This is a genomic window from Methylobacterium nodulans ORS 2060, from assembly GCF_000022085.1.
Lineage (GTDB): Bacteria > Pseudomonadota > Alphaproteobacteria > Rhizobiales > Beijerinckiaceae > Methylobacterium > Methylobacterium nodulans.
Window position 1 is genome coordinate 133,705 of record NC_011892.1, and the last position, 24,518, is coordinate 158,222.

General features: G+C 67.2%; 18 protein-coding genes and 5 pseudogenes. 14 read left to right on the forward strand and 9 right to left on the reverse strand.

Going from position 1 to position 24,518, the window contains the following annotated elements:
- Positions 1–47 precede the first annotated feature (47 nt).
- The 5 genes from betA to MNOD_RS36950 form a co-directional block, all read right to left on the reverse strand.
- Positions 48–1,772, reverse strand: coding sequence for a choline dehydrogenase (gene betA / locus MNOD_RS36930; protein WP_015934067.1), 1,725 nt, complete (start codon positions 1,770–1,772; stop codon positions 48–50).
- Positions 1,773–1,903: 131 nt separating this feature from the next.
- A complete protein-coding gene (gene betB / locus MNOD_RS36935; RefSeq protein ID WP_015934068.1) occupies positions 1,904–3,373 on the reverse strand; it encodes a betaine-aldehyde dehydrogenase in 1,470 nt (489 codons plus the stop codon).
- A 50-nt stretch (positions 3,374–3,423) separates the two neighbouring features.
- Entirely contained in the window at positions 3,424–4,632 is a 1,209-nt protein-coding gene (gene choV / locus MNOD_RS36940; RefSeq protein ID WP_015934069.1) for a choline ABC transporter ATP-binding protein, read from the reverse strand.
- 11 nt (positions 4,633–4,643) lie between these two features.
- Positions 4,644–5,501 carry a choline ABC transporter permease subunit gene (gene choW / locus MNOD_RS36945; protein WP_015934070.1) on the reverse strand — a complete coding sequence of 286 codons (858 nt, stop codon included), beginning with the start codon at positions 5,499–5,501 and terminating at the stop codon, positions 4,644–4,646.
- Between the two features lie 73 nt (positions 5,502–5,574).
- Positions 5,575–6,513 carry a choline ABC transporter substrate-binding protein gene (locus MNOD_RS36950; protein WP_015934071.1) on the reverse strand — a complete coding sequence of 313 codons (939 nt, stop codon included), beginning with the start codon at positions 6,511–6,513 and terminating at the stop codon, positions 5,575–5,577.
- Positions 6,514–6,799: 286 nt separating this feature from the next.
- On the opposite strand from MNOD_RS36950, the gene betI reads away from it, so the two are divergent.
- Positions 6,800–8,833, forward strand: coding sequence for a transcriptional regulator BetI (betI, locus tag MNOD_RS36955; protein WP_015934072.1), 2,034 nt, complete (start codon positions 6,800–6,802; stop codon positions 8,831–8,833).
- Between the two features lie 125 nt (positions 8,834–8,958).
- Here the strand turns inward: betI and MNOD_RS36960 are convergent.
- A pseudogene (locus MNOD_RS36960) lies at positions 8,959–9,639 on the reverse strand (PLP-dependent aminotransferase family protein); the annotation flags it as partial.
- Between MNOD_RS36960 and MNOD_RS36965 the strand changes: the two are divergent.
- Positions 9,638–9,856: pseudogene (locus tag MNOD_RS36965) on the forward strand (L-serine ammonia-lyase, iron-sulfur-dependent, subunit alpha); the annotation flags it as partial. The pseudogenes MNOD_RS36960 and MNOD_RS36965 sit on opposite strands and share 2 nt — an antisense overlap.
- Positions 9,857–10,046: 190 nt before the next feature.
- Here the strand turns inward: MNOD_RS36965 and MNOD_RS36970 are convergent.
- Complete coding sequence (locus MNOD_RS36970) at positions 10,047–11,006, reverse strand: TorF family putative porin (protein ID WP_015934073.1); 960 nt, start codon at positions 11,004–11,006, stop codon at positions 10,047–10,049.
- A gap of 571 nt (positions 11,007–11,577) precedes the next feature.
- Here MNOD_RS36970 and MNOD_RS36975 point away from each other — a divergent pair.
- The 6 genes and pseudogenes from MNOD_RS36975 to MNOD_RS37000 all read left to right on the forward strand — a co-directional run bounded on the left by MNOD_RS36975 (position 11,578) and on the right by MNOD_RS37000 (position 16,353).
- Positions 11,578–12,330, forward strand: a complete 753-nt coding sequence (locus MNOD_RS36975; RefSeq protein ID WP_015934074.1) for an IS6-like element ISMno35 family transposase — start codon at positions 11,578–11,580, stop codon at positions 12,328–12,330.
- Positions 12,331–12,447: 117 nt separating this feature from the next.
- Positions 12,448–12,915 (forward strand): helix-turn-helix domain-containing protein, encoded by a 468-nt coding sequence (locus MNOD_RS36980; RefSeq protein WP_198157696.1) that lies wholly within the window; start codon positions 12,448–12,450, stop codon positions 12,913–12,915.
- Positions 12,905–13,339: a PIN domain-containing protein gene (locus MNOD_RS36985; RefSeq protein WP_015934075.1), complete on the forward strand. Its 435-nt coding sequence runs from the start codon at positions 12,905–12,907 to the stop codon at positions 13,337–13,339. The genes MNOD_RS36980 and MNOD_RS36985 overlap by 11 nt, the downstream gene beginning before the upstream one ends.
- 312 nt (positions 13,340–13,651) lie before the next feature.
- A complete protein-coding gene (locus tag MNOD_RS36990) occupies positions 13,652–13,885 on the forward strand; it encodes a hypothetical protein (RefSeq protein WP_015934076.1) in 234 nt (77 codons plus the stop codon).
- A gap of 389 nt (positions 13,886–14,274) precedes the next feature.
- Positions 14,275–15,627, forward strand: a pseudogene (locus MNOD_RS36995) (transposase).
- Positions 15,628–15,918: 291 nt separating this feature from the next.
- Positions 15,919–16,353 (forward strand): YciI family protein, encoded by a 435-nt coding sequence (locus tag MNOD_RS37000; protein WP_015934077.1) that lies wholly within the window; start codon positions 15,919–15,921, stop codon positions 16,351–16,353.
- Positions 16,354–16,608: 255 nt separating this feature from the next.
- Here MNOD_RS37000 and MNOD_RS37005 read toward each other — a convergent pair whose 3' ends face one another.
- A complete protein-coding gene (locus MNOD_RS37005) occupies positions 16,609–17,085 on the reverse strand; it encodes a VOC family protein (protein ID WP_015934078.1) in 477 nt (158 codons plus the stop codon).
- Between the two features lie 360 nt (positions 17,086–17,445).
- On the opposite strand from MNOD_RS37005, the pseudogene MNOD_RS37010 reads away from it, so the two are divergent.
- Positions 17,446–17,784 (forward strand): annotated as a pseudogene (locus MNOD_RS37010) (recombinase family protein); the annotation flags it as partial.
- 201 nt (positions 17,785–17,985) lie between these two features.
- Here MNOD_RS37010 and MNOD_RS47520 read toward each other — a convergent pair.
- Positions 17,986–18,210: pseudogene (locus MNOD_RS47520) on the reverse strand (recombinase family protein); the annotation flags it as partial.
- A gap of 199 nt (positions 18,211–18,409) precedes the next feature.
- Here MNOD_RS47520 and MNOD_RS37020 point away from each other — a divergent pair.
- The 5 genes from MNOD_RS37020 to MNOD_RS37040 all read left to right on the forward strand — a co-directional run bounded on the left by MNOD_RS37020 (position 18,410) and on the right by MNOD_RS37040 (position 24,456).
- Positions 18,410–20,071 carry an IS1182-like element ISMno10 family transposase gene (locus MNOD_RS37020; RefSeq protein WP_012631283.1) on the forward strand — a complete coding sequence of 554 codons (1,662 nt, stop codon included), beginning with the start codon at positions 18,410–18,412 and terminating at the stop codon, positions 20,069–20,071.
- A gap of 160 nt (positions 20,072–20,231) precedes the next feature.
- The gene (locus MNOD_RS44780; RefSeq protein WP_015934079.1) at positions 20,232–21,704 is read left to right on the forward strand and encodes a helix-turn-helix domain-containing protein; all 1,473 of its coding nucleotides are present in this window, start codon (positions 20,232–20,234) and stop codon (positions 21,702–21,704) included.
- Positions 21,705–22,603: 899 nt separating this feature from the next.
- Positions 22,604–23,287 carry a recombinase family protein gene (locus MNOD_RS37030; RefSeq protein WP_015934080.1) on the forward strand — a complete coding sequence of 228 codons (684 nt, stop codon included), beginning with the start codon at positions 22,604–22,606 and terminating at the stop codon, positions 23,285–23,287.
- 2 nt (positions 23,288–23,289) lie between these two features.
- Positions 23,290–23,688: a hypothetical protein gene (locus MNOD_RS37035; protein ID WP_015934081.1), complete on the forward strand. Its 399-nt coding sequence runs from the start codon at positions 23,290–23,292 to the stop codon at positions 23,686–23,688.
- A gap of 153 nt (positions 23,689–23,841) precedes the next feature.
- Positions 23,842–24,456, forward strand: coding sequence for an NYN domain-containing protein (locus MNOD_RS37040; RefSeq protein ID WP_015934082.1), 615 nt, complete (start codon positions 23,842–23,844; stop codon positions 24,454–24,456).
- The last annotated feature ends 62 nt before the right edge of the window (positions 24,457–24,518 follow it).

Here is a 24,518-nt window from a genome sequence, read left to right on the forward strand (position 1 = left end):
ATGGAGGGCCGCCCTGAACTCGGGCGAAACCGCTCGCCCTCTTGAAATCAGGATGGCGGCCTTCGTCCGGACGCGCCCCCGCCGCGGACCGGGTGGCACCGGGTCGGCGTGTCGCCGGCCACGAAATACGGCGCCTCGCTGCGCGGCAGCGGTGCCCGACCGCGGATGCGATCGGCGATCTTCTCGGCGATCATGATCGTCGGCGCATTGAGGTTGCCCGTCACGATCAAGGGCATGATCGAGGCGTCGACCACCCGCAGCCCTTCCAGGCCGTGCACCCGTCCCTGACCATCGACCACGGCCATCGCATCCTCTCCCATCTTGCAGGAGCAGGAGGGATGATAGGCGGTCTCGGCATGCGCACGCACGAAGGCATCGAGTTCGGCGTCGCTGCGCAGGTCCGCGCCGGGACTGATCTCGCGACCGCGATAAGGGTCGAGCGCCGGCTGCGCGATGATCTCGCGGGTGATGTGAATCGCATCGCGAAACTCGCGCCAGTCCTGCTCGCGCGACATGTAGTTGAACAGGAGGCTCGGGTGGTCGTTGGGATCGCGCGAGGTGAGCCGGATGCGGCCCCGGCTCGGCGAACGCATCGAGCCGACATGGGCCTGGAAGCCGTGCGACTTGATCGGATTGGTGCCGTTGTAATTGATCGCCAGCGGCAGGAAGTGGTACTGGAGGTTCGGCCAGGCGAAATCCGGGCTCGACCGGATGAAGCCGCCGGCCTCGAACTGGTTGCTCGCACCGATTCCCGTGCCGGTGAAGAGCCACTGCGCGCCGATCAGCGGCTGATTGTGGAGCTTGAGGGCGGGGGCCAGCGAGACCGGTTCGCGGCACTCGAACTGCACGTAGATCTCGAGATGGTCCTGCAGGTTCTCGCCGACGCCCGGAAGATCGTGGACGACCGGGATGTCGAGGCCGCGCAGGAGATCCGCCGGGCCGACGCCGGAGCGCTGCAGGATCTGCGGCGAAGCGATCGCCCCGGAGCAAAGCAGCACCTCCCGGCACGCCCGCGCCACGACCGGCCCGCGCCCGCCGCGCAGATAGGCGACCCCGCTCGCCCGCCGGCCCTCGAACAGGATGCGGTCGGTCAGCGCATGCGTGACGATGGTCAGGTTCGGGCGCGCCCGCGCCTGATCGAGGTAGCCCCGCGCGGTGCTCGACCGGCGCCCGTGCCGGGTTACGCTCCGGTCCATCGGCCCGAAGCCCTCCTGCTGGTGGCCGTTGAGGTCGGGGGTGCGCGGGTAGCCGGCCTGCACGCCCGCCTCGACCATCGCCTCGAACAGGACGTTGCTGCCGGGCTTGGCCGTGGTCACGCTCAGGGGGCCGTCGCCGCCATGATAGGCGTCCGGCCCCACGTCACGGCTCTCGGCCTTGCGGAAATAGGGCAGGCAATCGTGGTACGACCAGTCGGCGAGGCCCGGGCGCTGCGCCCAGCCGTCGTAATCGAGGGCGTTGCCCCGGATGTAGCACATGCCGTTGATGAGCGAGGAGCCGCCGAGCCCCTTGCCACGGCCACACTCCATCCGGCGGTTGTTCATGTGCGGCTCGGGATCGGTGCGGTAGGCCCAGTTGTAGCGCCGCCCCTGGAGCGGATAGGCGAGCGCCGCCGGCATCTGGGTGCGGAAGTCGAGGCGGTAGTCGGGGCCGCCCGCCTCCAGCAACAGCACCGTCGTGTCCGGGTCCTCGGTGAGCCGGGTCGCCAGCACGTTGCCGGCCGAGCCGGCGCCGACGATGATGAAGTCGTACTCGCGGGCGTCCGTCTGGGGCATCGTCTCAGCTCCGATTGGGGCGCGGGATCCGATATCGCGGGACATCCGGTCGATCCGTCGAGAGCGAAGTTCGGCCTCGCTCAGGGGCCGCGCGGGGTTGCAGCGAGGTTTCCCGATGCCGGGAAACCCGATCAGAACAGGGGGGCGAAGTCGGACAGCTCGACCTGGATCGACTTCGTGCGCGTGTAGCGCTCGAGGGTCTCGATCCCGTTCTCCCGGCCGATCCCCGATTGCTTGGTTCCGCCGACCGGCATCTCGGGCGGAGATTCGCCCCAGGTGTTGATCCAGCAGATGCCGGCCTGAAGGCCGTGCGTGATCCGATGGGCGCGGGCGAGATCGCGGGTCACGACGCCGGCCGCGAGACCGTAGAGGGTGGCGTTGGCCCGGGCGAGCGCCTCGGCCTCGCTCTCGTAGGGGAGCAGGCTCATCACCGGCCCGAAGATCTCCTCGCGAACGATCTCCATGTCGTCGCGGCAATCCGTGAAGACGGTCGGCGCGACGTAGGCGCCGGCCGCGAAGCGGCCCTCCAGGGCGTGGCCGCCGATCAGGAGGCGGGCGCCCTGCTCCACCCCCGAACGGATGAAGGCGAGGACCTTGTCCCGGTGAGCATGGCTCGCAAGCGGGCCGAAATTCGTGGCCTCGTCGAGCGGGTCGCCGATGCGGATGCGGGCCACGCGCTTCAGCACCCGCGCCTCGAAAGCCGCCTTGAGGGGAGCGGGCACGAACACCCGGGTCCCGTTGGTGCAGATCTGGCCCGAGCTGAAGAAATTCGCCGCGACCGCGATGTCGGCGGCCCGGTCGAGATCGGCGTCGTCGAGCACGATGAGCGGCGACTTGCCGCCGAGCTCCATCGTAACCTCCTTGAGCGTCGAGCGGGCGGCGCCGGCCATCACCTTGGCGCCCGTGAGCGTGCCGCCGGTGAACGATACCTTGGCGATTGCCGGGTGCTCGGTGAGCCACGCGCCGATCTCGCCGCCGAGGCCGGGCAGGACGCTGAACACGCCGTCGGGCAGGCCCGCCTCGGCGTAGATCCCGGCCAGCGCGAAGGCGGTGAGCGGCGTCACCTCGCTCGGCTTGAAGATCATGGCGTTCCCGGCCGCGAGGGCGGGCGCCGACTTCCAGAGGGCGATCTGGATCGGGTAGTTCCAGGCGCCGATGCCGGCGACGATCCCGAGGGGCTCGCGCCGGGTGTAGACGAAGGAGGTCTCCCGCAGGGGGATCTGCCGGCCCTCGATCGCCGCAGCGAGGCCCGCATAGTATTCCAGCACGTCGGCGCCGGTGGCGACGTCCACCACCCGGGTCTCGGCGATCGGCTTGCCGGTGTCGAGGCTCTCCAGCCGGGCGAGTTCGTCGTTGCGCGCCCGCAGAAGCGCCACGGCCCGCATCAGCACCCGGCCGCGCTCGCGCGCGGGCGTGGCGGCCCAGACGGCCTGCCCGCGTGCGGCCGCCGCGACGGCGGCCTCGAGATCCTCGCGCGTGGCGTGCTCGACCTCGGCCAGGATCTCGCCGGTCGCCGGATTGACCGACCGGAAGGTGCAACGCCCGGCCTCTTCGGCGAGGCGGCCCCCGATGAATGGGCGTTGGATGTCGGTGAGGAGCATGGCGGACGTCTGTGTCGAGAGGGGGAGGCGGGCGCGGCGCGCCCGGCGGGTCAGGTGTTCTGGAGAAGGCCGCGGTAGATCTCGCTGTGGTCGCACAGGCCCGCGAGGCGACCAAGCTGGTCGACGAAGACGATCGGGTAGGGCGAGCGCAGGCGCAGATCGATCGCGGCCCGCAGCGGCAGCATCACGGGGGCGACGACGACCCGCCCGGGATCGCCGCAGGCGCCGGTCGCGTCGGCCCGCTCCAGCGCCTCCGCGCGTCCGCCGATATGCGCCATGACCGGGCGTTCCGCACAATCGAGGCTGATGCGCACCTCGCCGCTCCCGTCGAGGAGCACTGCGTCGCCTTCCCGCCGCAGGGCCGAGACGGGCGTCATCACGGCGCCGCTGTCGAGCACCTCCAGCGGGTTCATGTGCTTCACGAACTCGGTCACGTATGAGTTGGCCGGCCGGAGCACGATGTCCGAGGGGGTGCCGAACTGGACGACGTGGCCGCCCTCCATGATGGCGATGCGGTTGCCGAGCTTGAGCGCCTCGCTCAGGTCGTGGCTCACGAACACGATGGTCTTGTGGAGCTTGCGCTGCAGCTCCAGCAGGTCGTCCTGCAGCTTGTCGCGGATCAGCGGGTCGAGGGCCGAGAAGGGCTCGTCCATCAGCAGGATGTCGGCGTCCGTGGCGAAGGCGCGGGCGAGGCCGACGCGCTGCTGCATGCCTCCGGACAGCTCCTGGACCATCTTGTCGGCCCAGCTCGCGAGGCCGACCATCTCCAGCTTCTCGTCGACAATCCGCTGCCGCTCGGCGGCCGGCACCCCGCGCAGCTCCAGCCCGAAGCCGACATTGTCGCGGACGCTGCGCCAGGGCAGCAGGCCGAACTGCTGGAACACCATCGAGACGGTGTTGAGCCGCACCTCGCGCAGGGTGGAGGCCCGGCAGCGCGTCATGTCGACGGCCTCGCCGCGGTGGCGGACCAGCACGCTCCCGCGGGCCACCGGGTTCAGCCCGTTGATCGCCCGCAGCACGGTCGACTTGCCCGAGCCCGAGAGACCCATCAGGACGCAGATCTCGCCGGGCTTGACGTCGAGGTTGACCTTGAACGTCCCCATCAGGGCGTTGACCCGTTCGCGGATCAGCTCGCGGGTGGCGCCCTGGTCGGCCAGCGCCAGCGCGGCCTTGACGTCGCGGCCGAAGACGATGGCGACGTCGCGCAGTTCGATCGCGTTCTCCGGGGACGTCCGGCTGACAGGAGAGAGGGCTTTCATGTCGATGACGCTCATTGGGCGGCCTTTCGACTGCGCGGCGCGGGCCGCTTGCACACGCGGTCGAGGATGATCGCCAGCACCACGATGGCGAGGCCCGCCTCGAAGCCCATCGCGATGTTGACGGTGTTGAGGGCGCGCACGACTGGCTTGCCGAGGCCGTCGGCGCCCACGAGGGCGGCGATCACCACCATCGAGAGGCTGAGCATGATGCACTGGGTGACACCCGCCAGGATGGTCGGCATGGCGCTCGGCAGTTCGACCTTGAACAGCATCTGCGTGCGGGTCGCGCCGTAGGCAAGGGCCGCCTCGCGCAGGCTCTCGGGCACCGACGAGATGCCGAGCTGCGTCAGGCGGATCGGGGCCGGCAACGCGAAGATGACCGTCGAGATGATGCCCGGCACCATGCCGAGGCCGAACAGGACCAGGGTCGGGATCAGGTAGACGAAGGTCGGGATCGTCTGCATCAAGTCGAGCAGAGGCCGGATGGCCGCGTAGAACATCGGCCGGTGCGCCGCCAGGATCCCGACGGGCACGCCTACGACCACGCATGCGGCCGTTGACCATATCACGAGGGACAGGGTCTCGATCGTGGCCTGCCAGTAGCCGAGATTCGCGACCAGCAGCAGCGAGGTCACGATGAACAGCGCAAGCCCGAGGGAGCGGTGGAGCAGGTAGGCGCCCGCCGCAAACAGCCCGATCATGGCGAGCGGGGGCACGGCCAGGAGCGTGTCGGTGAGCCCCTGCACCATCGCGCCGAGCACCGTCGAGATCAGGTCGAAGACGGCCTGGGCATGCCGGCTCAGGAAGTCGACGCCAGCCTTGAGCCAGATGCCGAGCGAGATCTTGTGATCGACGATCCAGTTATACATGGACACACCCGCTTGCAGGACATGACGGGAGAGCCGTCGGCGCCGACCGCCGACGGCGCAGGGTCTGCGGCGCTCAGTTCAGGCCGAGGCTCGCCCGCGCGGCGGGCAGGCCCGGCTTGCCGTCGAAGGTCTCGACACCGTCGAGCCAGCGCTGCCATGCGCCGGGGTTCGCCTTGAGCCACTTGTCGGCGGCCTTCTCCGGATCGAGGCCGTCGAACAGGATCGAGCCCATGACGACGTTCTCGGTGGGAAGGTCGAAGGTGAGATTCTTGAAGAGCCGTCCGAGGTTCGGGCACTGGGCGACGTAGCCAGCCCGCAGGTTGGTGAAGATCTCGGCGCCGCCGTAGTTCGGCCCGAAGGTGTCGTCGCCTCCCGACAGGTAGCGGATCGGGAACTTCGTGTTCATCGGGTGGGGCTCCCAGCCGAGGAACAGGATCGGCTCCTTGCGCTGGATCGCGCGCTCGACCTGAGCCAACATGCCCTGCTCGCTCGATTCGACGAGATCGAAATTGCCAAGGTTGTAAGTATTGTTCTTGATGATTCCCAGGATCATCCGGTTACCGTCATTGCCTGGCTCAATGCCGTAGATCTTGCCCTTGAGTTGGCGATGAGACTTGGAGATGTCCGAGAATGACTTCAGACCCGCTTCGTACAGGTAGGCGGGCACCGCAAAGGTGTACTTCGCGCCGGTCAGATTCGGCCCCAGGACCTCGATCTCGTTCTTGTCGAGATAGGGCTTCCGGTCCGCCTCCATGGTCGGCATCCAGTTGCCGAGGAAGACGTCGATGTTCTTCGAGCCGAGAGAGGCATAGGTCACCGGCACCGACAGGATCTGGGTCTTCGGGGTGTAGCCGAGGCCCGTCAGGATCCGGGAGGCGAGCGCGGTCGTGGCCGTGATGTCCGTCCAGCCGACATCGGCGAAGCGCACGGTCTTGCAGGCCGCCGGGTCTGCCGCGGCTGGCGTGGCGAACAGGGAGACGCCGAACAGGACACGGACCAGGAAAACACGCATGATGAACCCCCTTCAGCGGATACCGGGCATTCGAGTTCGAAAACTTCATTGAATGGCCATTCAATAGTATGTTGACGCAGATGTCACGATAAATTTTTAAGCAATAGATGCTGCGGTGCGTGCATTATCGTTGAGAAATTGTGCGTCGCAGCAGATGGCGCTGGCTCACGGAGCGCCCGAGAGATGGCTTCGTGATGGCACCGGGGTTGCACGAGAAGATGGGTTGAATGATCATTCAATCACTTGCCCGGGTCCTTGGCGACTCGGACATCCGCCGGGAGCCGCAATGAAACATCTGGAGGCACTGCAAAGCTTCGAGGCCGCACGGCGGCGCCATCTCATTGAGGCGACGATGGAGACGCTGGCCGAAGTCGGCTTCAAGGCCGCCACCCTGAGCGAGATCGCCCGCCGGGCGAACGTGTCGGCCGGCCTGTTCGCCCACTACTTCCGCGGCAAGGACGGGCTGCTGGAAGCCACGCTGCGCTTTGTGGCCGCGCGCCTCGCCCGAGTGACGGCGGCCAAGCTCGCGGCGGCATCGACGCGGCGGGAGCGGCTGTTCGCCGTATGCGATGCCGCCCTGGCAGACGAGCAGTTCGACCGGCGCACCAGCGCCGTCTGGCTCGCGTTCTGGGGCCAGCTCACGCATTCAAAGCGCTACCAGCGCGTTCAGTACATCTACCAGCGCCGCATGATCACAAACCTGCGCCACTCCCTGCGGGGCTTGGTGCCAGCGGACTGCGTCGCGTTGCACGCCAGGATGATCGCCGCGATGATCGACGGGCTCTGGCTGCGCTCCCATGTTGCGAACGGCACGGCGAGTGGTGCGGAAGCCGGAGGGGCCGCGGCGCGAACGATCGTCCGCGCACTCATCGACGGCCTTCTGGCCGGGATGCCGGAGACGGCGGAACCTGGCGCGTCCGCCCGGCCGATCGCCGCGGCGCTTCCCGTCGCCGAGGCTCCGCCGATCCGGCACCGGAGCCCGACGACCGGCGAGGAGATCGCCCGTTTCGCTCCCGCCCGTGCGACGGAGATCCGACGGGCCGTCCAGGATGCACAGCGGGGCCTCGCGGCCTGGAAGGCGATCGGCGCAGCCGACCGCGCGCAGATCCTGCGCCGCTGCGCCGGTCTCCTGCGTGCCGAAGGGCCCGATCTCGCACGCCTGGAGAGCCTGGAGACGGGCCGCCCGCTGCTCCATACCGCCGGCCTCGACCTGCGGGATGCGGGCCGCGCGCTGGACCACGCCGCCGGGATCGCCGAACGGGCGGCGGCAAGCTGGACCGATCTAGGCAGCGGCCGGTTCGGCCATGTGCGGCGAGGCCCCGTCGGCATCATCGCCGCAACGGGACATTGGAGCGCAGCCATCCTCGACCTGTGCAGGCAGGCCGCCGGGCTCGCCCACGGCAATGCCGTCGTCCTCGCCGCCGATGCGTACGCCACGGAGACGAGCACGCGCCTCGCCGATCTCTTCGTGCGGGCGGGTCTCCCAGAGGGGACGCTGACGGTGCTGCGCGGCGATGCGGAGAGCGCGCGCCTCCTGCGAACATATCCCGGGCTCGCCACCGAAGCCGCCTCGGCGGGCGGGGACGACGAGGTCGATCTCGGCGCAGGGCTCGGACGCAGCAAAGCCTGCACGATCGTCCTGCCGGGAGCCGATCCCGCCCGGGTCGCCGCCGCGATCTTTCAGGGCGGCCGGCGCTGGACGGGATCGTCCTTCGCCGGCCAGTCGCGGATCTACGTCCATGCCGATATGCGTCCGGACCTGCTGGACGCCCTACGCGCTCTGGCGAGCCGGTTGCGGCTCGGTAGCCCACTGGACCCGGCGACGCAGGTCGGTCCGTTGCTCTCGCCGACCCATGCCGCAGGCCTTGAGGACGCCTTGCGCTCAGATCTTGCCGCAATGGCCGCTCTGGTGGTCGGCGGACAGGTCTCGCGCGGGGGGACGACGCGCGCCGCTTGGCTCACGCCGACGGTTCTCGATCGGTGTACCGAATTGATGAGCCTCGTGCGGGGGCACAACTTCGCTCCCGTCGTGACCCTGATCCCGTTCGAGGACGACCAAGAACTGATCCGCCGGCTCGTGGGGCGCCGCGCGACGGCCGGTTTCGGTCTCTTCGCGGGCGACCCTTCGCGCGCCTGTCGCATAGCGAATGCGCTCGACGCAGCGTTCTGCGCCATCAACGACGACGAGGCGGTTTCGGCGGCCGAGGATCTCGAGGCTGCACCCGCGCATCCGTTCGGATGGTCGCTGTCCGAGCATTCGAGCCAGGACCTGTCGCGAACGACGCGCATCATCGGAGGCAAGGGCTGCGGCCCGATTTAGGGAAGGATCCGCTCACGCCAAAACGGATCCTGTTCCAGGGCTCCCATGCGCGACCCTGACCTTGCGACCGGGATGGGGAAGATCACGGGCGGTCATGCTGGCATGACCGCCGTGACACCGGATCCTCAGCCGTAGATGGGGAAGCGGCCGGTGAGGGCGTGGACCTCCTGCAGCACCTTCGCCTCGGCGGCGGCGTCGCCCGCCTCACCCGCGCGGGCCAGCCCATCGAGCACCGCCACGATCAGCTCGCCCACCTTCTTGAACTCGGCGACCCCGAAGCCGCGGGAGGTCGCCGCCGGCGTGCCGAGGCGGATGCCCGAGGTCACGGTCGGCTTCTGCGGGTCGAACGGCACGCCGTTCTTGTTGCAGGTGATGCCGGCCCGCGACAGCGCCGCCTCGGCGGCCTTGCCGGTCAGGCTCTTGGGCCGCAGATCGACCAGCATCAGGTGGTTGTCGGTGCCGCCCGTGGTGATGGCAAAGCCGCCCGCGCTGATGGTGGCGGCCAGCGCCTTGGCGTTCTCGACCACCTGCTTGGTGTAGAGCTTGAACTCGGGCGTCAGCGCCTCGCCGAAGGCCACCGCCTTGGCGGCGATGACGTGCATCAGCGGGCCGCCCTGCAGGCCCGGGAACACCGCCGAGTTGATCTTCTTGGCCAGCGCCTCGTCGTTGGTCAGCACCATGCCGCCGCGCGGCCCGCGCAGGGTCTTGTGCGTCGTGGTGGTGACCACATGCGCATGCGGGAACGGCGAGGGATGCACCCCGCCCGCCACCAGGCCGGCGAAATGCGCCATGTCGACGAAGAACACGGTCGGCGGCCTCGTCCAGATCCCCTGTATCGAGCGCAACGCGTTCGGGGCCAACAAGGCCGTCGCCGTCGCCTCGCTCACCCTGCGCGGCGGCGGAGTCCACTTCGTGACCCTCGACGAAGTCATCGAAACGATGCGCCAGACCGGGCACGCCATGCAGGCGAAGTACAAGGAGACCTCCCTGGGCGGGCTCGCGGTCAACGTCGCCGCCTGCTGACGCGCCGCCCGATCGATCCGGCTTCCGAAGCGCGCAAAGTCCCTCGCCTACCCTGGGCTGCGGCATTCACGTATCGCCGTCTTACCTGACCTCCGGTGCGGATCTGCATGCCGCATGCGGCACAGGGCGCAATCCGCGGGGATTGCGCCCTGTGCCGGTCGTGGGGCGATGCAGGACCGCCGAAGGGCGCTTACCGGACCGCCGGCCCTTCCGCGTCGCTCGTCCGGCCGGGAACCGAGGAGGCGATCGGCTCCTGTCCGGCGAAGATGCCGGGATCCTTCGAGGTGACGTCGACCGACAGCGTGGCGATCACCGCCGCGCCACACCAGTTGGAGCGGAACGTGCCGTTGGCAATGCTGCGGGGATCGGCGGTGATCAGCCCGCACTCGCTCTTCGTCATGGTGGTGTCGTGGAAGCGCAGGTCGATGGTGAAGTTCTTCGCCGTGTAGGCGACACCGACGTTGCCGTAGGTGTAGTCCGGCAGGTTGAACCGGCCGAACGAGGCACGGGTCGTGCCGAGGAAGTAGTGTCCCACCTCCGCCGAGAGCATGAAGCCGCTCGGCATCACGCCGAACGTTCCCTCGGGGATGGCGTACTTCGCAATGCCCGAGATGTAAGTTCCCGGAGCGTGGGTTCCGAAGTAGCTCGGCGAGTAGTAGACGTTCACGCCCAGTATCAGGGCATCGTTCACGGCGTAGGTCGCCTTGCCGACGATCTCGTAATAGTCGGCGTTGTTGGCAGTGTAGATCGTGCTGTCCAGGCCCTGCAGCCTGCGCTCGCCGGGATAGTTGTAGAACAGGTAGCCGAGATCGAAGCTCCAGGCGCCGTAGGTCGGCCGGATGCCGGCCGAGAAATCCATCTCCATCGAGGGGCGGTTCGGTAGGTCGACCTGCTCGCCCGCGATACCGGCGTAAAGCAGACCGTCGAGCATCTGGAACTCCAGGTAGCCCTGCACGCCCGGATTGCGGTTGGTCTGCGGTATGCCGCGCGAATTGTAGTCGCTGACAAAGCGCAAGCCGAAGGCGGCCGAGACCATCTGCGGATCGACCGGCGGCAGGGTTGGGACCGGCGCCGGCGCGTCGGCGGCATGACCCGAACCCGCCAAAGTCGGGACGAGGAACGCGGCAAGGAAGATGGGGCGAACGGACATCGGGTCTCTCGAAGGCTGGAGCGCAACATGCGCGCGCGAATCCAAATGTCTTGCGGGTATGCGCAATCACGAGATGCCAACTCGATGACGAGCGCGCCAATCAAAACACTGCTTTGTTTTGATGCGTTCTTACTTTCAGCAAGGTCATCTGTCACACATTCAACGCACGCGCATTGTCTCTTCATGCCGGTGATGCAGTTATGCACCACTCTCGTGTTGCATCACAACCATCGCACACTGGCCCAGTAACACTTCTAATAAACAGACGTCACAAACAGCGATATTCTGTTAAATTTCTTTCATTTGTTGCCACAAGTCGTGTCACTCCCTCGTGCCTGGTTTAAATGATTGCAAATTCTTTAGGCCGCGGCGCTGTCCGGAAAGACAATGGATGTGGGCTCGTGTCCCCCCGCGCGCAGGGCGTTCAGGAGATCGCCCGGAGTGAGCGTGAGGGTTCGCGTGTTCACGAGCGGGTGGACGTAGAGGGCGTGTCGCAAACGCGGATGGGCCCATGTTCACGGGTTGTTAGCCATAGCCGCCCAGCTTGCCGCTCCGCCCTCGGAGCCGGCCCATGATCCTGAATGCCCTCGCCCTCACGCTGAAGCGCCAGGCCCGCGGCGACTTCCGGGGCCGGCATGTCGAGGCCACGCTGATCGTGCAGGCCGTCTCCTGGTCCCTGCGCGACGCGCTCAGCGACCGCGACATCGAGGAGATGCTCCTGGAGAGGGGCCTGCAGGTGGACCACTCCACCCTCAACCGGTGGGTCCTCGCCTATGCACCCGCCCTCGAGCGTCGGCTGCGCCGGTTCCGCAAGCCGCCCTGCGGATCCGGGCGCGTCGACGAGACCTCTATCCGCGTCCGCGGCCAGTGGCGCTCCCTCGACCGGGCCATCGACAAGCCCGGCGAAGCGGTCGACGTCCTGCTCACGGCCAACCGCGATCTCGATGCCGCCCAGCGCGTCTTCCGCACGATGCTGCAGGATCAGCCGTTGCTCGCTCCAGACCGGATCGGCACCGATGGGGCCGGCCCGCACCCGCCAGCCATCGCCAAGAGCCGCAAGGAGGGCCTGCTGCCTCGCACGCCCACCCACCACGTCACCAAGCCCCTGCAGCAAGGGATCGCGAGCGACCACGTCCGGGTGAAGCGGCCGATGCCGCGGGGGGGCGGGTTCCGCTCCTTCACCACGGCCCGGCGGACGATCCAGGGCGTCAAAGCCATGCTGTGGCGGCGCAAGGGCTTCGGGTTTGCGGGGGCCTGGACCGTGCGGGAGCAGAACCAGCTGCTCGCGCACTGCTTCGGACTTCCCGTCGCGAACAAAGCATGAAAGCGGGGACGGACAGCCCCTTCTGCGGCTCGCACCCGAGTTTGCGACAAGCCCCTTCCGGTTGCCTTTTTGTCCAGCGGACTTACACTTGTTACAGATACACCGATGGAGCCGGTCATGTCCGAAGCCGCGGCGATCATCCCCTCTCCTGAAGCCGAGCGCGAACCGAACGCACGCCTCGCTGATGCGCTGCGACGCCTTCGAGGTGAGAGAGGACAAAAGACCATGGCCCTGACCCTGCACGGTCCTTCCGGAGAAGCAGTCGGTTCGCTGACCGCCTCAGCCGTCGAGGCTCTCGAGGCTGCTTTGGCCCGCCTCGCCGAGTCCGACACGATCATGCTCGGATCGCAGGATGCGGAGTTGTCACCGGAGGCCGCCGCAAAGATCCTCGGGGTTTCCAGGCCGGTGGTCTACCACCGCATGGACAGTGGGCGCTTGCCGTTCCGCCAAGTCGGCTCGCACCGGCGCGTCCTCTACAAGGACGTCCTGGCGCTGAAGGCGTTCGAGGAGGAGAGGCGGGGGTTCTCCAAGGCCATGAGCGAGGACACCGACGAGCAGGAGGAGCCGATCCCTCGTGGCTTCTAAGGTCTTCGTCGACGCAAACGTCCTCTGGTCCCCTCAGCAGCGCAACCTGCTCCTTCAACTCGCCTATCAGGACCTCTTCGCGATCCATTGGACCGACACCGTCATCGGCGAGTGGCTCCGCAACCTCGACCTGGGGCAGAGGACCAAGTGCGAGACGAGGACGCTGCCCCTGATGCGGCGGCACTTCCCGAGGGCTTGGCTGCCGACGATGCCGGCAACGCCGTTCGGGACGACCGATCCGAAAGATCGCCATGTCGCCGCCGGTGCGGTCCACATCACGCCCTCCATCCTGCTCACCTGGAATGTGGGGGACTTCGACGATGCGGCGCTGCGTTCCCTTGGCGTCGAGGTTCAGACGCCGGACCGGTTCCTGCGAAGGCTCCTCGATGGCAGCCCGGCCGCCGTGCTGGAGTTCACGCGGTAGGCGCAGGCGAACCTGAGCAAGACCGCACCGAACTGGGAGGCGTACAAGGCCGTCCTGCTCAAGATCGGCCTTGCGGATTTCGTAGCCGGCTTGGAGGGGCTTAGCCCTGGGTAGAGCTCAGCCGGCCATGTCGGCGTGGAGGGCGGCTACTGACGCTCGCGGAGAACACGGCAGGCCGAGCGAACGGCTTCCAATTCGGTTCCTGAGTGACGTCCAGGGCCAACCCCGCCTCCGTGATCTTGAGCCGAGTGGGTGAATCGCCGGCGAACAGCACGGTCGCCATGCGCCAGTTCCCCCGGGAGGGCGGGCTTGATGCTGCTGGCCGTAGGCGATGAGCCGCAGGGCCGAGAGGGAGAGGGGTTTGGCGATGCGATCGCGCGGTTTGATCAGGGGCTCACCCAGGATGAGCTGGGCGACCTTCCGGCCGTCGGTCGTCAGCCGTACCATCAGCGACATGATCGGCCTGCGGCTGCGCCGATCGACCAGCCCGGGGTGGGCGTAGCTGGTTCGGAGGAGGCCTCGCTCCTCGAGCGCCGCCGGCCATGAAGCGCCGGTGCCCTGGCTCACCACGCCGGCCGCCTCGAGCGTGGAGCGCAGGAGGCGTGAGCCAGGGCTGTTCAGCCAATCGCGCCCCGACGGACCCGTACTCGATCCAGCGCCAACGGCGGGCGGGCTGCCGGGCCCGCGGTGGGTCGCCTCGCGGGCCCGGTCCTCGTCGTAGGCGGCGAGCCGGTAGGCCCGCTGGCGCTCGTTGAGCTCCGTCGCAATGGCCTGGAGCTTCGCTGCGGTCGCCGTCGAATGGTCCTAGTGGTCAAAACCTGACGCTTGGTACCCACTCGCGAGGTCCGCTACGGGTGGATTCTGTTGAAAACTCGGCTGTTGCGCCGGCAGTTTTGGGGTGATTCACTCCCGTTGAGAGACGGGGATTGAAGCAGATGATGGGACCGCGGCAAGTCGAGCAAGGTGCCCTGTTCTACGAGTTCTCGCTCGATACCCACGTCCCAGCCGACCATCTGCTGCGCGCCATCGACCGCTTCGTCGACCTGACCGGACTGCGCCAGGACCTCTCTCCCTTCTACGCCTCGACGGGCCGCGCTTCTGTCGACCCCGAGTTGATGATCCGCATGCTGATCATCGGCTACGGCCGTGGCATCCGCTCCGAGCGCCGGCTCGGCGACGAGGTCCACCTCAACCTCGCCTAGCGTTGGTTCTGCCGGCTCGGCCTGGACGGGCGCGTGCCCGACCATTCCACCTTCTCCAAGAACCGCCACGGCCGCTTCCGCGACAGCGACCTCCTGCGCCGCCTGTTCGCGCGCGTGTTGGCCCGCTGCATCGCGGAAGGACTCGTGGGCGGGGAAGGCTTTGCGGTGGATGGCCGCCTGATCCAGGCCGACGCCAGTCGGCAGAAGGGCGTCGAGGGATCCGCCGGCCTGCCGCCCGAGGCCGTGAGCCGGGCCGCTCAGGAGTACCTGGCCGTGCTCGACGCGGCGGCCTTCGGGGCTGCCACACCAGTGCCGCCCAAGTTCCTCTCACCCGCTGATCCGGCCGCCCGCTGGACCGGTGCCCATGGCGGGCTGGCCTTCTTCGCCGACACGGCCAATGACCTGATCGACCGCGACCCTGCGATCATCGTTGATGTCGAGGCAACCACCGCCATCCGGCAGGCCGAGGTCACGGCCGCCAAGCGCATGCTCGAGCGGTCGCGCGCGAGCTTCGGCCTCTATCCGGCCCGGCTTGCCGGCGACAGCGGCTCTGGCTCGGCCGAGATGCTGGGCTGGCTCGTCTCCGAGCAGGGCATCGCGCCGCACATCAGCGTGTTCGACAAGTCGGAGCGCACGGATGGCACCTTCTCGCGCGCCGACTTCAGCTACGACCAGCCCGGCGATGTCTACCGCTGCCCGGCGGGTACGATGCTGACCACGCCGGGCAGCCGGGTCAACGGCGGGGCGACGCTCTTGGATCGGGCGAGCAAGTTCGACTGCATGGCGTGCCCGTTGAAGGCGCGATGCTGCCCAAACGGTCCGGTGCGCAAGATCCCACGCTCGATCTCCGAGGGGGCGCGGGACATGGCGCGCGACATCGCGCGATCTGACGAGGGCAAGACGTCGCGGCGTGAGCGCAAGAAGGTCGAGATGTTGTTTGCCCACCTCAAGCGCCTCTTGAAGCTGGATCGGCTCCGGCTGCGGGGTCCGAACGGAGCCCGCGACGAGTTCCACCTCGCCGCAGCTGCTCAGAACCTGAGGAAGCTCGCCAAGCTCGTCCCGGTCCCGCAGCCGAGCCCGGCTTGATCGGCGGGAGGCACTCCGTGCCCCACGAGGGTCGCTCCTCGCAGCCACCGCTGATCCAGCCTGCCCGCGAGTTTTGCAACGAAATCGGTGGGATGCGGTCCTTGCGCCGGCGTCCAAACAACGGCTGGTCTGCGGCCATCGCGCCATCGGGATCCCTGACCCGAAAAGCGGCCATTCCTGCTGCGCGCTTCAAATTCGGGCAATGTTTGCAGAACGATGTCGATTTCCGACAAGCTCGTTCGTCGTTCTGATGAGACGCCAGAGGGGCTGGCTCAGGCAAGGAGACAGACGATGCGGGTTATGGTGTTCGTGAAAGCCACTGAGGACAGCGAAAAGGGCGTGTCCCCCACGCCGGAGGCGCTGGAGGCGTTCGAGGCGATGGACCGGTTCACCGAAGAGCTGGTCAAGGCCGGCGTCTTTGTGGCCGCCGCGGGCCTCAAGCCCAGCGCCCAGGCCAAGCGCATCGCCTTCGACGGTCCGAACCGCACGGTCATCGATGGGCCGTTCGCCGAGACCCGCGAGCTGGTCGCCGGCTTCTCGATCTGGGAGGTCAAGGACATGGACGAGGCCATGGCCTGGGCGCAGCGCTGCCCCAATCCCATGCCGGGCCCGAGCGAGATCGAGATCCGGCCGTTCTTCGACGCGGCGGATCTGGCCGAGTTTCTGATGCCCGAGGAGCGCTCGACGCCTCGTGAAGGGGAGCGCGGGAAGCTCGGCGTCGCCTGATAACGTCGGTTGGAGCCGGCTTATCTCCCCTGCGGACTTGGCTGAAAAGGCGCGGTGACCGCAGGCGAGACGCACCAGGCGATCGAAGCGGCCTTTTCTGAGGCGCCGCTCGGCACATCAGAAGCCGCCGGTCCGCTCCCGACCAACTCCGATCCGTCGGTGAGCGTCTGCCGAAGGTCTGAGACGGGTGGCATGGGGCAGGTCAGACCGCGAAGAGTTGCACGAGGTCGGGCGAGGAGCGCAGCCGACGCATCGTCATCCGCGCCGGGCCGCCTCGATCGCCGCGACGTCGATCTTGCGCATGGTCATCATGGCCGTGAAGGCGCGTTTCGCCGCCTCGCCGCCGGCCGCCATCGCGGCGGTGAGCACGCGCGGCGTGATCTGCCACGAGATGCCCCAGCGATCCTTGCACCAGCCGCAGGCGCTTTCCTGTCCGCCGTTGCCGATGATCGCGTTCCACAGACGATCCGTCTCCGCTTGGTCGTCCGTGGCGATCTGGAACGAGAAGGCCTCGTTGTGCTGGAAGACGGGCCCGCCGTTCAGGCCGATGCACGGGATGCCAGCCACCGTGAACTCGACCGTCAGCACGTCGCCTGCCTTTCCCGACGGGTAGTCGGCCGGCGCCCGGTGGACGGCCCCCATCGCGCTCTCTGGGAAAGTCTCGACGTAGAAGCGGGCGGCAGCCTCGGCGTCTTTGTCGTACCAGAGGCAGATCGTGTTCTTGGCGACCATGGTGGCTCCTCCCTCGCGCTGCCGGCGACCGGGCATCGCCTTCGACCCGCATGGATGCTGTAACAGCATGAGATGAACGATAGACGAAGATGGCCCCGCCGCCGGCTTCTGCCGGGCGGACGAGGCCATCTCCACGTCGGCCTCTGTTGATCCGGGTCGTTGCCCGGCCGCCTCGGGTTCTGCCTCCCAGCCCCGAAGTCATGAAGGCAGCATGCAGGGCAATCTTGAACCGTCAGCTAAGAAGCGCGGTGAACGTCCAGGCCAGGAACCTTGACGAAGCCTTGCCGACCTCTCGGCCCTACTCTGAGGCCGCAGCCTTGCGCGGCCGGCCGCGGCCCTTCTTCAGCCCCGCAGGCCCACGTGCTGAACCTCGTCCATGATCTCGACCAGAAGGGCGCCTCGCTGCGCATCCTCGATCCGGAGCTGACGACGGGCGGCGAGGTCGGCCGGATCGTGGTGACCGTGCTGGGCATGGCGGCGGAGATGGAGCGCAAGTTCATCCTGGAGCGGCAGCGGGCTGGGATCGAGGCGGCGAAGGCGGCTGGCGTCTATGCGGGGAAGGGGAGGGCGAAGACCGTGCCCGACGCGGAGATCCGCCGGCGCCATGCGGCCGGGACGGGCCCGACGGCCATTGCTCGCCAGCTCGGGATCTCGCGCACGAGCGTCTACCGTGCGCTCCGAGCCAGGGTTCCCGCATGAACTCGGGTTGGGCTGTGATTGAGGCCCGCGCTGGCTGTTTCCCGTTCGGTGCAACGGGGGACGGGCGGCATGATCGAAGGTTAGGCGGTCTGCTTCACGGCGCTTGAGGATCCACGCGAGACCAGCCGGTGCGACCACCTGCTCATCGACATCCTTGTGATCGCAGTGTGCGCAGTGATCGCCTGCGCCGAGAGCTGGGAGGACAATCTCCACCAGCGAGCGCCCGAGCCGATCGAGTTTCCAGACCGTGAGCACGTCGTCGGGACGCAGGAAGGCCAGGGCCGCATCGAACTTCGGGCGCTTGGCGCCCGTCTTGCCGGACTTCTTTTCTTCAAAGATGCGTTCGCAGCCGGCCTTGGTCAGCGCGTCCCGCTGGAGGTCGAGGTTCCGGTCCTGGGTGGAGACGCGGGCGTAGCCGACGAGCATGTCAGGATAGTGCCAGGTTCGCGTATTCCTGACAGTTGTTTTCCCTACAGGGTTTCCTGACATCCGCCGGCGCGTGGCGCTCTCGCGTCAAGCGCGTCAGCGAAGGCGGCTCCAATACTGTCAGGAAAACGGTCGGACACTGTTGGCGAATTCCGGGGGGTGCTGGGTGTAGGCTGACCGTCCCGCTCGGAGGTCGCTCATGTCGCTCCGGCCGCACCACCCACTCCCACCGGTCCCTGAGGACACCGCCCGGGTGGCCCAAACCGCGTTCCGGCGCGGCAACCCCTACCTGCTCCTGCGCACGCGGCTCGGCACAATCTTCGCTGATGCCGCGTTCGCCGACCTCTATCCCGCACGCGGCCAGCCCGCCTACGCGCCCTGGCGCTTGGCCCTGGTCACGCTCTTGCAGTTTCGGGAGAGCATGAGCGATCGCCAAGCCGCCGAGGCGGTCCGGGCGCGGATTGACTGGAAGTACCTGCTGGGACTTGATCTGGCCGATCCCGGCTTCGACTACAGCGTCCTGTGCGAGTTCCGCGGTCGGCTGCTGCAGCACGAGGCCACCGGGCGGCTGCTGGCCCGCATCCTCGATGCCGCGCGCGACCAGGGCGTGCTCAAGGCGCGCGGGCGCCAGCGCACCGACAGCACCCACGTGCTCGCCGCGGTGCGCGACCTCAACCGGGTCGAGCTGTTGGCCGAGACGCTGCGGGCGGCTCTCAACGCGGTCGCGGCCCTCGCCCCCGACTGGCTGCGCCGTGTCGCCCCGCCCGACTGGCACGAGCGCTACGATCGCCGCATCGAGGATGCGCGACTGCCGGAGACCGGCCCCAAGCGCGAGGCCTACGTGCTGCAGGTCGGGGCGGACGGCTACCGCCTGCTCGACGCGCTGGATGGCGCGAGCGCGCCGCCACTCGCTGTCGCCTTGCCTGCCGTGGCCGTGCTGCGCCGGGTATGGGCGCGGCACTTCGAGCGCGCAGGGGACGGAAGTCCACCCGCCGGCACCAGCGTCCGGCTGCGCCCGGTGCAGGGACGCGGGCCCGGCGACCGGGTCGAGTCGCCCTACGACGTCGAGGCGCGGTTCCGGGCCAAGTCTGGAACGGAGTGGACCGGCTACATGGTCCACCTGACCGAGACCTGCGACCCCGACCTGCCTCGGTTGGTCGTTCACGCCGACACCACTCCGGCCAATGTGCATGAGGCGATGCGCACCGGCGTGATCCATGCCGCCCTGGCGGGCCTGGATCTGATCCCCTCCGAGCACCTGGTCGACGCGGCCTATATCAGCGCCGAGCATCTGGTCGCGGCGCACGAGCGGCACGGCATCGCCCTGATCGGCCCCGCGCGGTCGAACCAGAGTTGGCAGACGCGTGAGGAGGGGGCGTTCCACGTCACGGACTTCGCGGTCGACTGGGAGCGCTGTCGCGTGTGCTGCCCCGAGGGCCGCGAGAGTACGAGTTGGGGCACGTACAGGGACAAGGTGAGCGGACGCGCGTTCATACGCGCAGGCTTCAGCCCCGCCGTCTGCCGCGTGTGTCCAGCCAAGCCGCGGTGCACCCGGGCGGGGAGCCGCCGGCTCAGCCTGCATCCGCGTGCGGAGCACGAGGCGCTGGCGGCCGCGCGGATGCGGCAGGAGAGCGAGGAGGGCCGGCAGCTCTACGGGCAGCGACAAGGCATTGAGGCGACGATCGCGCAGGGCGTGCGGAGCTTCGGCTTGCGCCGAGCGCGCTATCGCGGACTGGCGAAGATGACCCTGCAGAGCGTGGCGACGGCGGCCGCTCTCAATCTTGATCGTCTCGCCGCTTGGTTCTCGCACCGCCCGCTGGCCCCCACGCGCACCTCACGCTTCGAGGCTCTCGCTGCATAGCGGCCGAATTCGCCAACAGTATCCGGTCGTTTTCCTCACAGCATCAAAGACATGAGACTGCCTCATCGATGGCACCGGCCAAGGGTGCTCTCACAGGCCGCTTCCCAAACCACGGATTTCATGTAAGGTCAGCGAAAATCCATGACATCCGAGTCGCGCCATGAACGAACTTGGCCTTACACCACAAGATGTACGAGCCGCCCGAGCGCTGATCCAGTGGTCGCAAGCCGAACTCGCGAAGGTTGCCGACGTTAGCGTGTCGACCATCGCCGATTTCGAGAAAGGATTGCGTACGCCGATCCCCAATAATCTCATCGCTATCCGCCGCGCTTTCGAGAGTGCTGGCGTGCAGTTCACCCCCGCTGGGCCGACGATCTTCAGCGAGCTCTCGCTGCATATCATGACGCAGGCCGGTGTGACGGAAATGCGGTTTCGATATGCGTTGGATGGAGCTGCAGCCGTCCAGCAGATTATAGCGACGTTCGGTTCTGCCGAAGGTGATGGCGTTGAGTTGGAGCCGGTGCAAACCGCTAGCCCCACACTCAAAGCAGCTATCGACGCACTAATCCAGCAGCACGGCTCCGCTGTACCTCCTTTGAATAAACTGAAGAAGATCATCAGCTCGCTGGGAGATAACGAGTACTTTCTTCTTCTCCCCGAATACCCAGCTACAACCGTAGAAAAACTTCGTCTTGAACGCTATTTGCATAGCCTCAACCATCCCGAAGATCAATCCGCGGATGAACGGATCGATGATCTCTTCGGACTATTGCTTGAGCGGTATAATATATCATCACCACGCACCGATCAGCGCACGCTCATCGGTGCGGAGCGTGATCCCCGGACGTGCCGCTTTTGTGGCCGCACGGCTGCGGGCGGTGCGACCTTCAAGAAGGCGGCGCATGTCATCCCGACAGCGTTAGGAAATGATCACCTCAAGTCGGCCGAGGAGTGCGATGAGTGTAATGGTTACTTTGGATGCGAAACAGAGCCCTCACTTATTGCAATGCTCGACCTGCAACGCGTTTTCCTAGGCACGCAAGGCAGAGGCAAAAACGATGGAAGGCCGAAGCTCCGTTTTGGCGAAGACATCCTCCTCCACGACGGCGAGAGGGTGAATATACAATCAAAATCTGTCATCAAGGACGCATCTGACACATTCGTGGTAAACCTCGGTAGGGGGGCTCCACTCACCCCCTCATCAGTCTATCGTGCGCTCGTAAAGATGGTCGTCTCGGTGGTCGACGAAGAAGAGCTGCCCCACTTGAAAGAGACGATCGAGTGGGTGCGTCACGGCACGCATTCCGAGCGCCCGTTACCGAAGGTGGCTTCCTCCGTTATCCCTCTACCGCTCAATCCATCAGCGCAGATCACAATCTACACCCGGAGGCATTCGCACCCGCATCTCCCGCACATCGTCGGCGAGTTTAGGCTCGGATGTTACATCTATGTCTTTGCCGTCCCGTTCTCGGATCAAGATCAGTGGGATCTTGTCGGATTTTTCGATGAGGCAAGTTTCCAAGAGACCTTCAAGCATTATTTCCAAGCGGCAAAGTGGATGCAACAGGACCTGAGCCGACAGGATAAAGTGGTCATGTCGCCGCGGCTGAAGTTCGTGCGAAGGTCGTCCTGAATACTTGAGCCCCTTCTCCGGAATGGCTTACCACGAGGACGCCCGCGTAATCGGTGATGCCTGTCACGTACCTACGAGCGCCCATCAAAACTCACGAATTGCGAGAAGGCGGGAGTTAGGCGGGCTCCATGGGCCGCCCTTATGCGAGCGACGCAGGTGTGACAGGCGTGCGGGAGACCGCTGGCGCCCGATTATGATTTCCTGACACGCAATCATTACAGGTTTAAGTGGCTGGAAAACCGTCGTTTTCTTTACATACCGACCTGCGAACGGAGCGCAGGTCGCGTGTCTCGCTTGGGTCTAGATGAGGGCCGGTGGGCTGCTGAGGGGCCGGCCCGTGTTCGGCGCCGGGCCACATTCGGTGTCTCACGCCACCGTCTCGCCCGGGGCATACCCAAACAGACATGCGTGTCGCGTTGAGGCTGTGTCCTGACTGCCGATGTGATGCGCGAGCTTCGGAGTGGCGCTCGGGGCTTTCGGGCGCGGCGGCGGTGGGCGAGAGGCACGCCTATCGCAGGTGGAATTAAGTTGGGATGGGTACGGTATGGCGTTTACTACAGACCGCTGGTTCGTGCCAGGGCAAACGCATGAACTCTGACGGGCGCCCGGCGCTGGCGGTGATGGCGTAAGATGGCGTGCTTCCGGCAGGAGGCGCGCCATGATCGCGGGCTTGGTCGAGCAGTTCGCGACGCCGGAGGATCCATGCTGCCCCAAGGGCAATCTTGGCTGCTCAGGGGGTAACTCGTCTCATGCGTTTGCCCTGGGTTCGTGCGGCCGGTTGCCCTGGTCCAGGAATGGCTCGACGCCGCCGGCATCACGTCGGGCCCCGTGTTCCGGCTCGTGTCGTGCTCGGGCAACGTCGGACGCTCCTCGCGACCCGCTATGATTGGACGTTCCGCATGAACCGTTACGTGTCCTATCTCCGCGTCTCCACGGGCCGCCAGGGACGGAGCGGCCTCGGTCTCGAAGCCCAGCGCGCGGCCGTCGCCGCGCACGCGGCAGGCGGCCGGATCGTCGCCGAGCTCGTCGAGGTGGAAAGCGGTCGTCGAGCCGATCGGCCGGAGCTCGGCCGCGCACACCGCGCGACGCTCGTCGTCGCGAAGCTCGACCGCCTGGCTCGGGACGCGCACTTCCTGCTCGGCCTCCACAAGGCCGGCGTCGACTTCGTGGCGTGCGACATGCCGTCCGCGAACCGGCTGACCGTCGGCATCATGGCGCTGGTTGCGGAGGAGGAGGCAACGCTCATCTCCGCCCGGACGAAGGCAGCCCTGGCGGCCGCCAAGGCGCGGGGGGTCAAGCTGGGGGGCTTCCGCGGCCGCGCCGGGACCGCGCGGGAGATCGCGATCGCGAACGCCGCCCGGAACGCGAAGGCGGACGCCTTCGCAGCGAACTTGGCTCCCGTCCTCGGCCGGCTGGATCCGGACGGCCGTCTCTTGCTTCGCGAGCTCGCGGCGGCCCTGGACGCGGAGGAGATCCCGACCGCGACCGGCCGCGGCCGCTGGACGGCCGCCGGCGTCCGGCGGGTGCGCGCACGCCTGGCGGCGCTCGAGGCGCCGATCGAGCCGGTCCGGCTGGCGGCTTGACCATGAAGGGCGCCATCATCGGCCTGGCGGCCGCGCTCGTCGTCGCCTCCCCGGCCGCGGCCGGGAAGCTGTACCGCTGCACCGGCCGGGACGTCGTCGCGGCTGAGGAGGACGGCACGGTTGGTCGAACCAACCGTGACTTCTGGCTCGGCTATTATCGAAGCTTCTTCGTCGACACGGACACAGGCTCCATCCGGTGGAGCAGTGGCAAGCTCGAGGAGTGGCTCGTCACTCAGAAGGGTGGCTCCTCGAACGACTTCGTCGCGACGCCTCGATCGTCGCTTAGTGGAGCGTCGACCGACTTCATCCGTGTTACCGGATGGGAGCGCCGGCCAAGCGTCACCTTCCTCGTGTTCCGCCTGTCGATGATGATCACCGGGACCTGCGAGGTCGCCCAATAGGGGCTCTCCAGGATCGAAAATTTCCGATCGCCCCCCTTGCCGACGGACGGTCGAACGGGCATGTAACCCCCATGCACTCCCACCGTGCTTGTCGCGGTGGACAGGCCGTAGCCCTCCGGGGTTGCGGCCTTTTCGCTTTTCAGGGCCTACGGAATGCGCCGCGTCATCGCTTACGTCGACGGGTTCAACCTCTACCACGCGATTGACGATCTCCAGAAACCGCACCTGAAGTGGCTCGACCTATGGCAGTTGGCGCAAAGCATCTGCGGCACCGGTGAGACCCTGATCGAGGTCAACTTCTTCACCGCCTACCCGACTTGGAAGCCGGGACCGATGAAGCGCCATCAGGTGTACGTGAAGGCGCTCCGTCACGCCGGGGTGAATTGCGTCATCGGGCACTTCAAGACGAAGCAGCGTGAGTGCAAGCGCTGCGGCGCCCAGGGGGACGTCCACGAGGAAAAGGAGACCGACGTCGCGATCGCCGTGCAGATCACAACCGACGCCTTCCTCGACGGGTACGATCGCGCGCTCATCATCAGCGCCGACTCGGACCTCGCTCCGGCTCTCCGGACCGTCCGACAGCACTTCCCACGGAAGGCGCTCAACGTGATCGCTCCGCCGGGCCGGAAGGGCCACGCGCGAGACCTTCAGCCGCTCTTCGAGATCACAGCCGGCCGTCTGGCGAAGTGCCTCCTGCCGGCGACCGCCACGGCTGAGGACGGCACCGTGATTTTCACCCGGCCGCCGTCGTACGATCCGCCAGTCTAGGCTGAGACGAGCCGGGTCGGGCCTAAGAGGCCGACCCGGCGGCATCACGGCGGAGCGGCCCC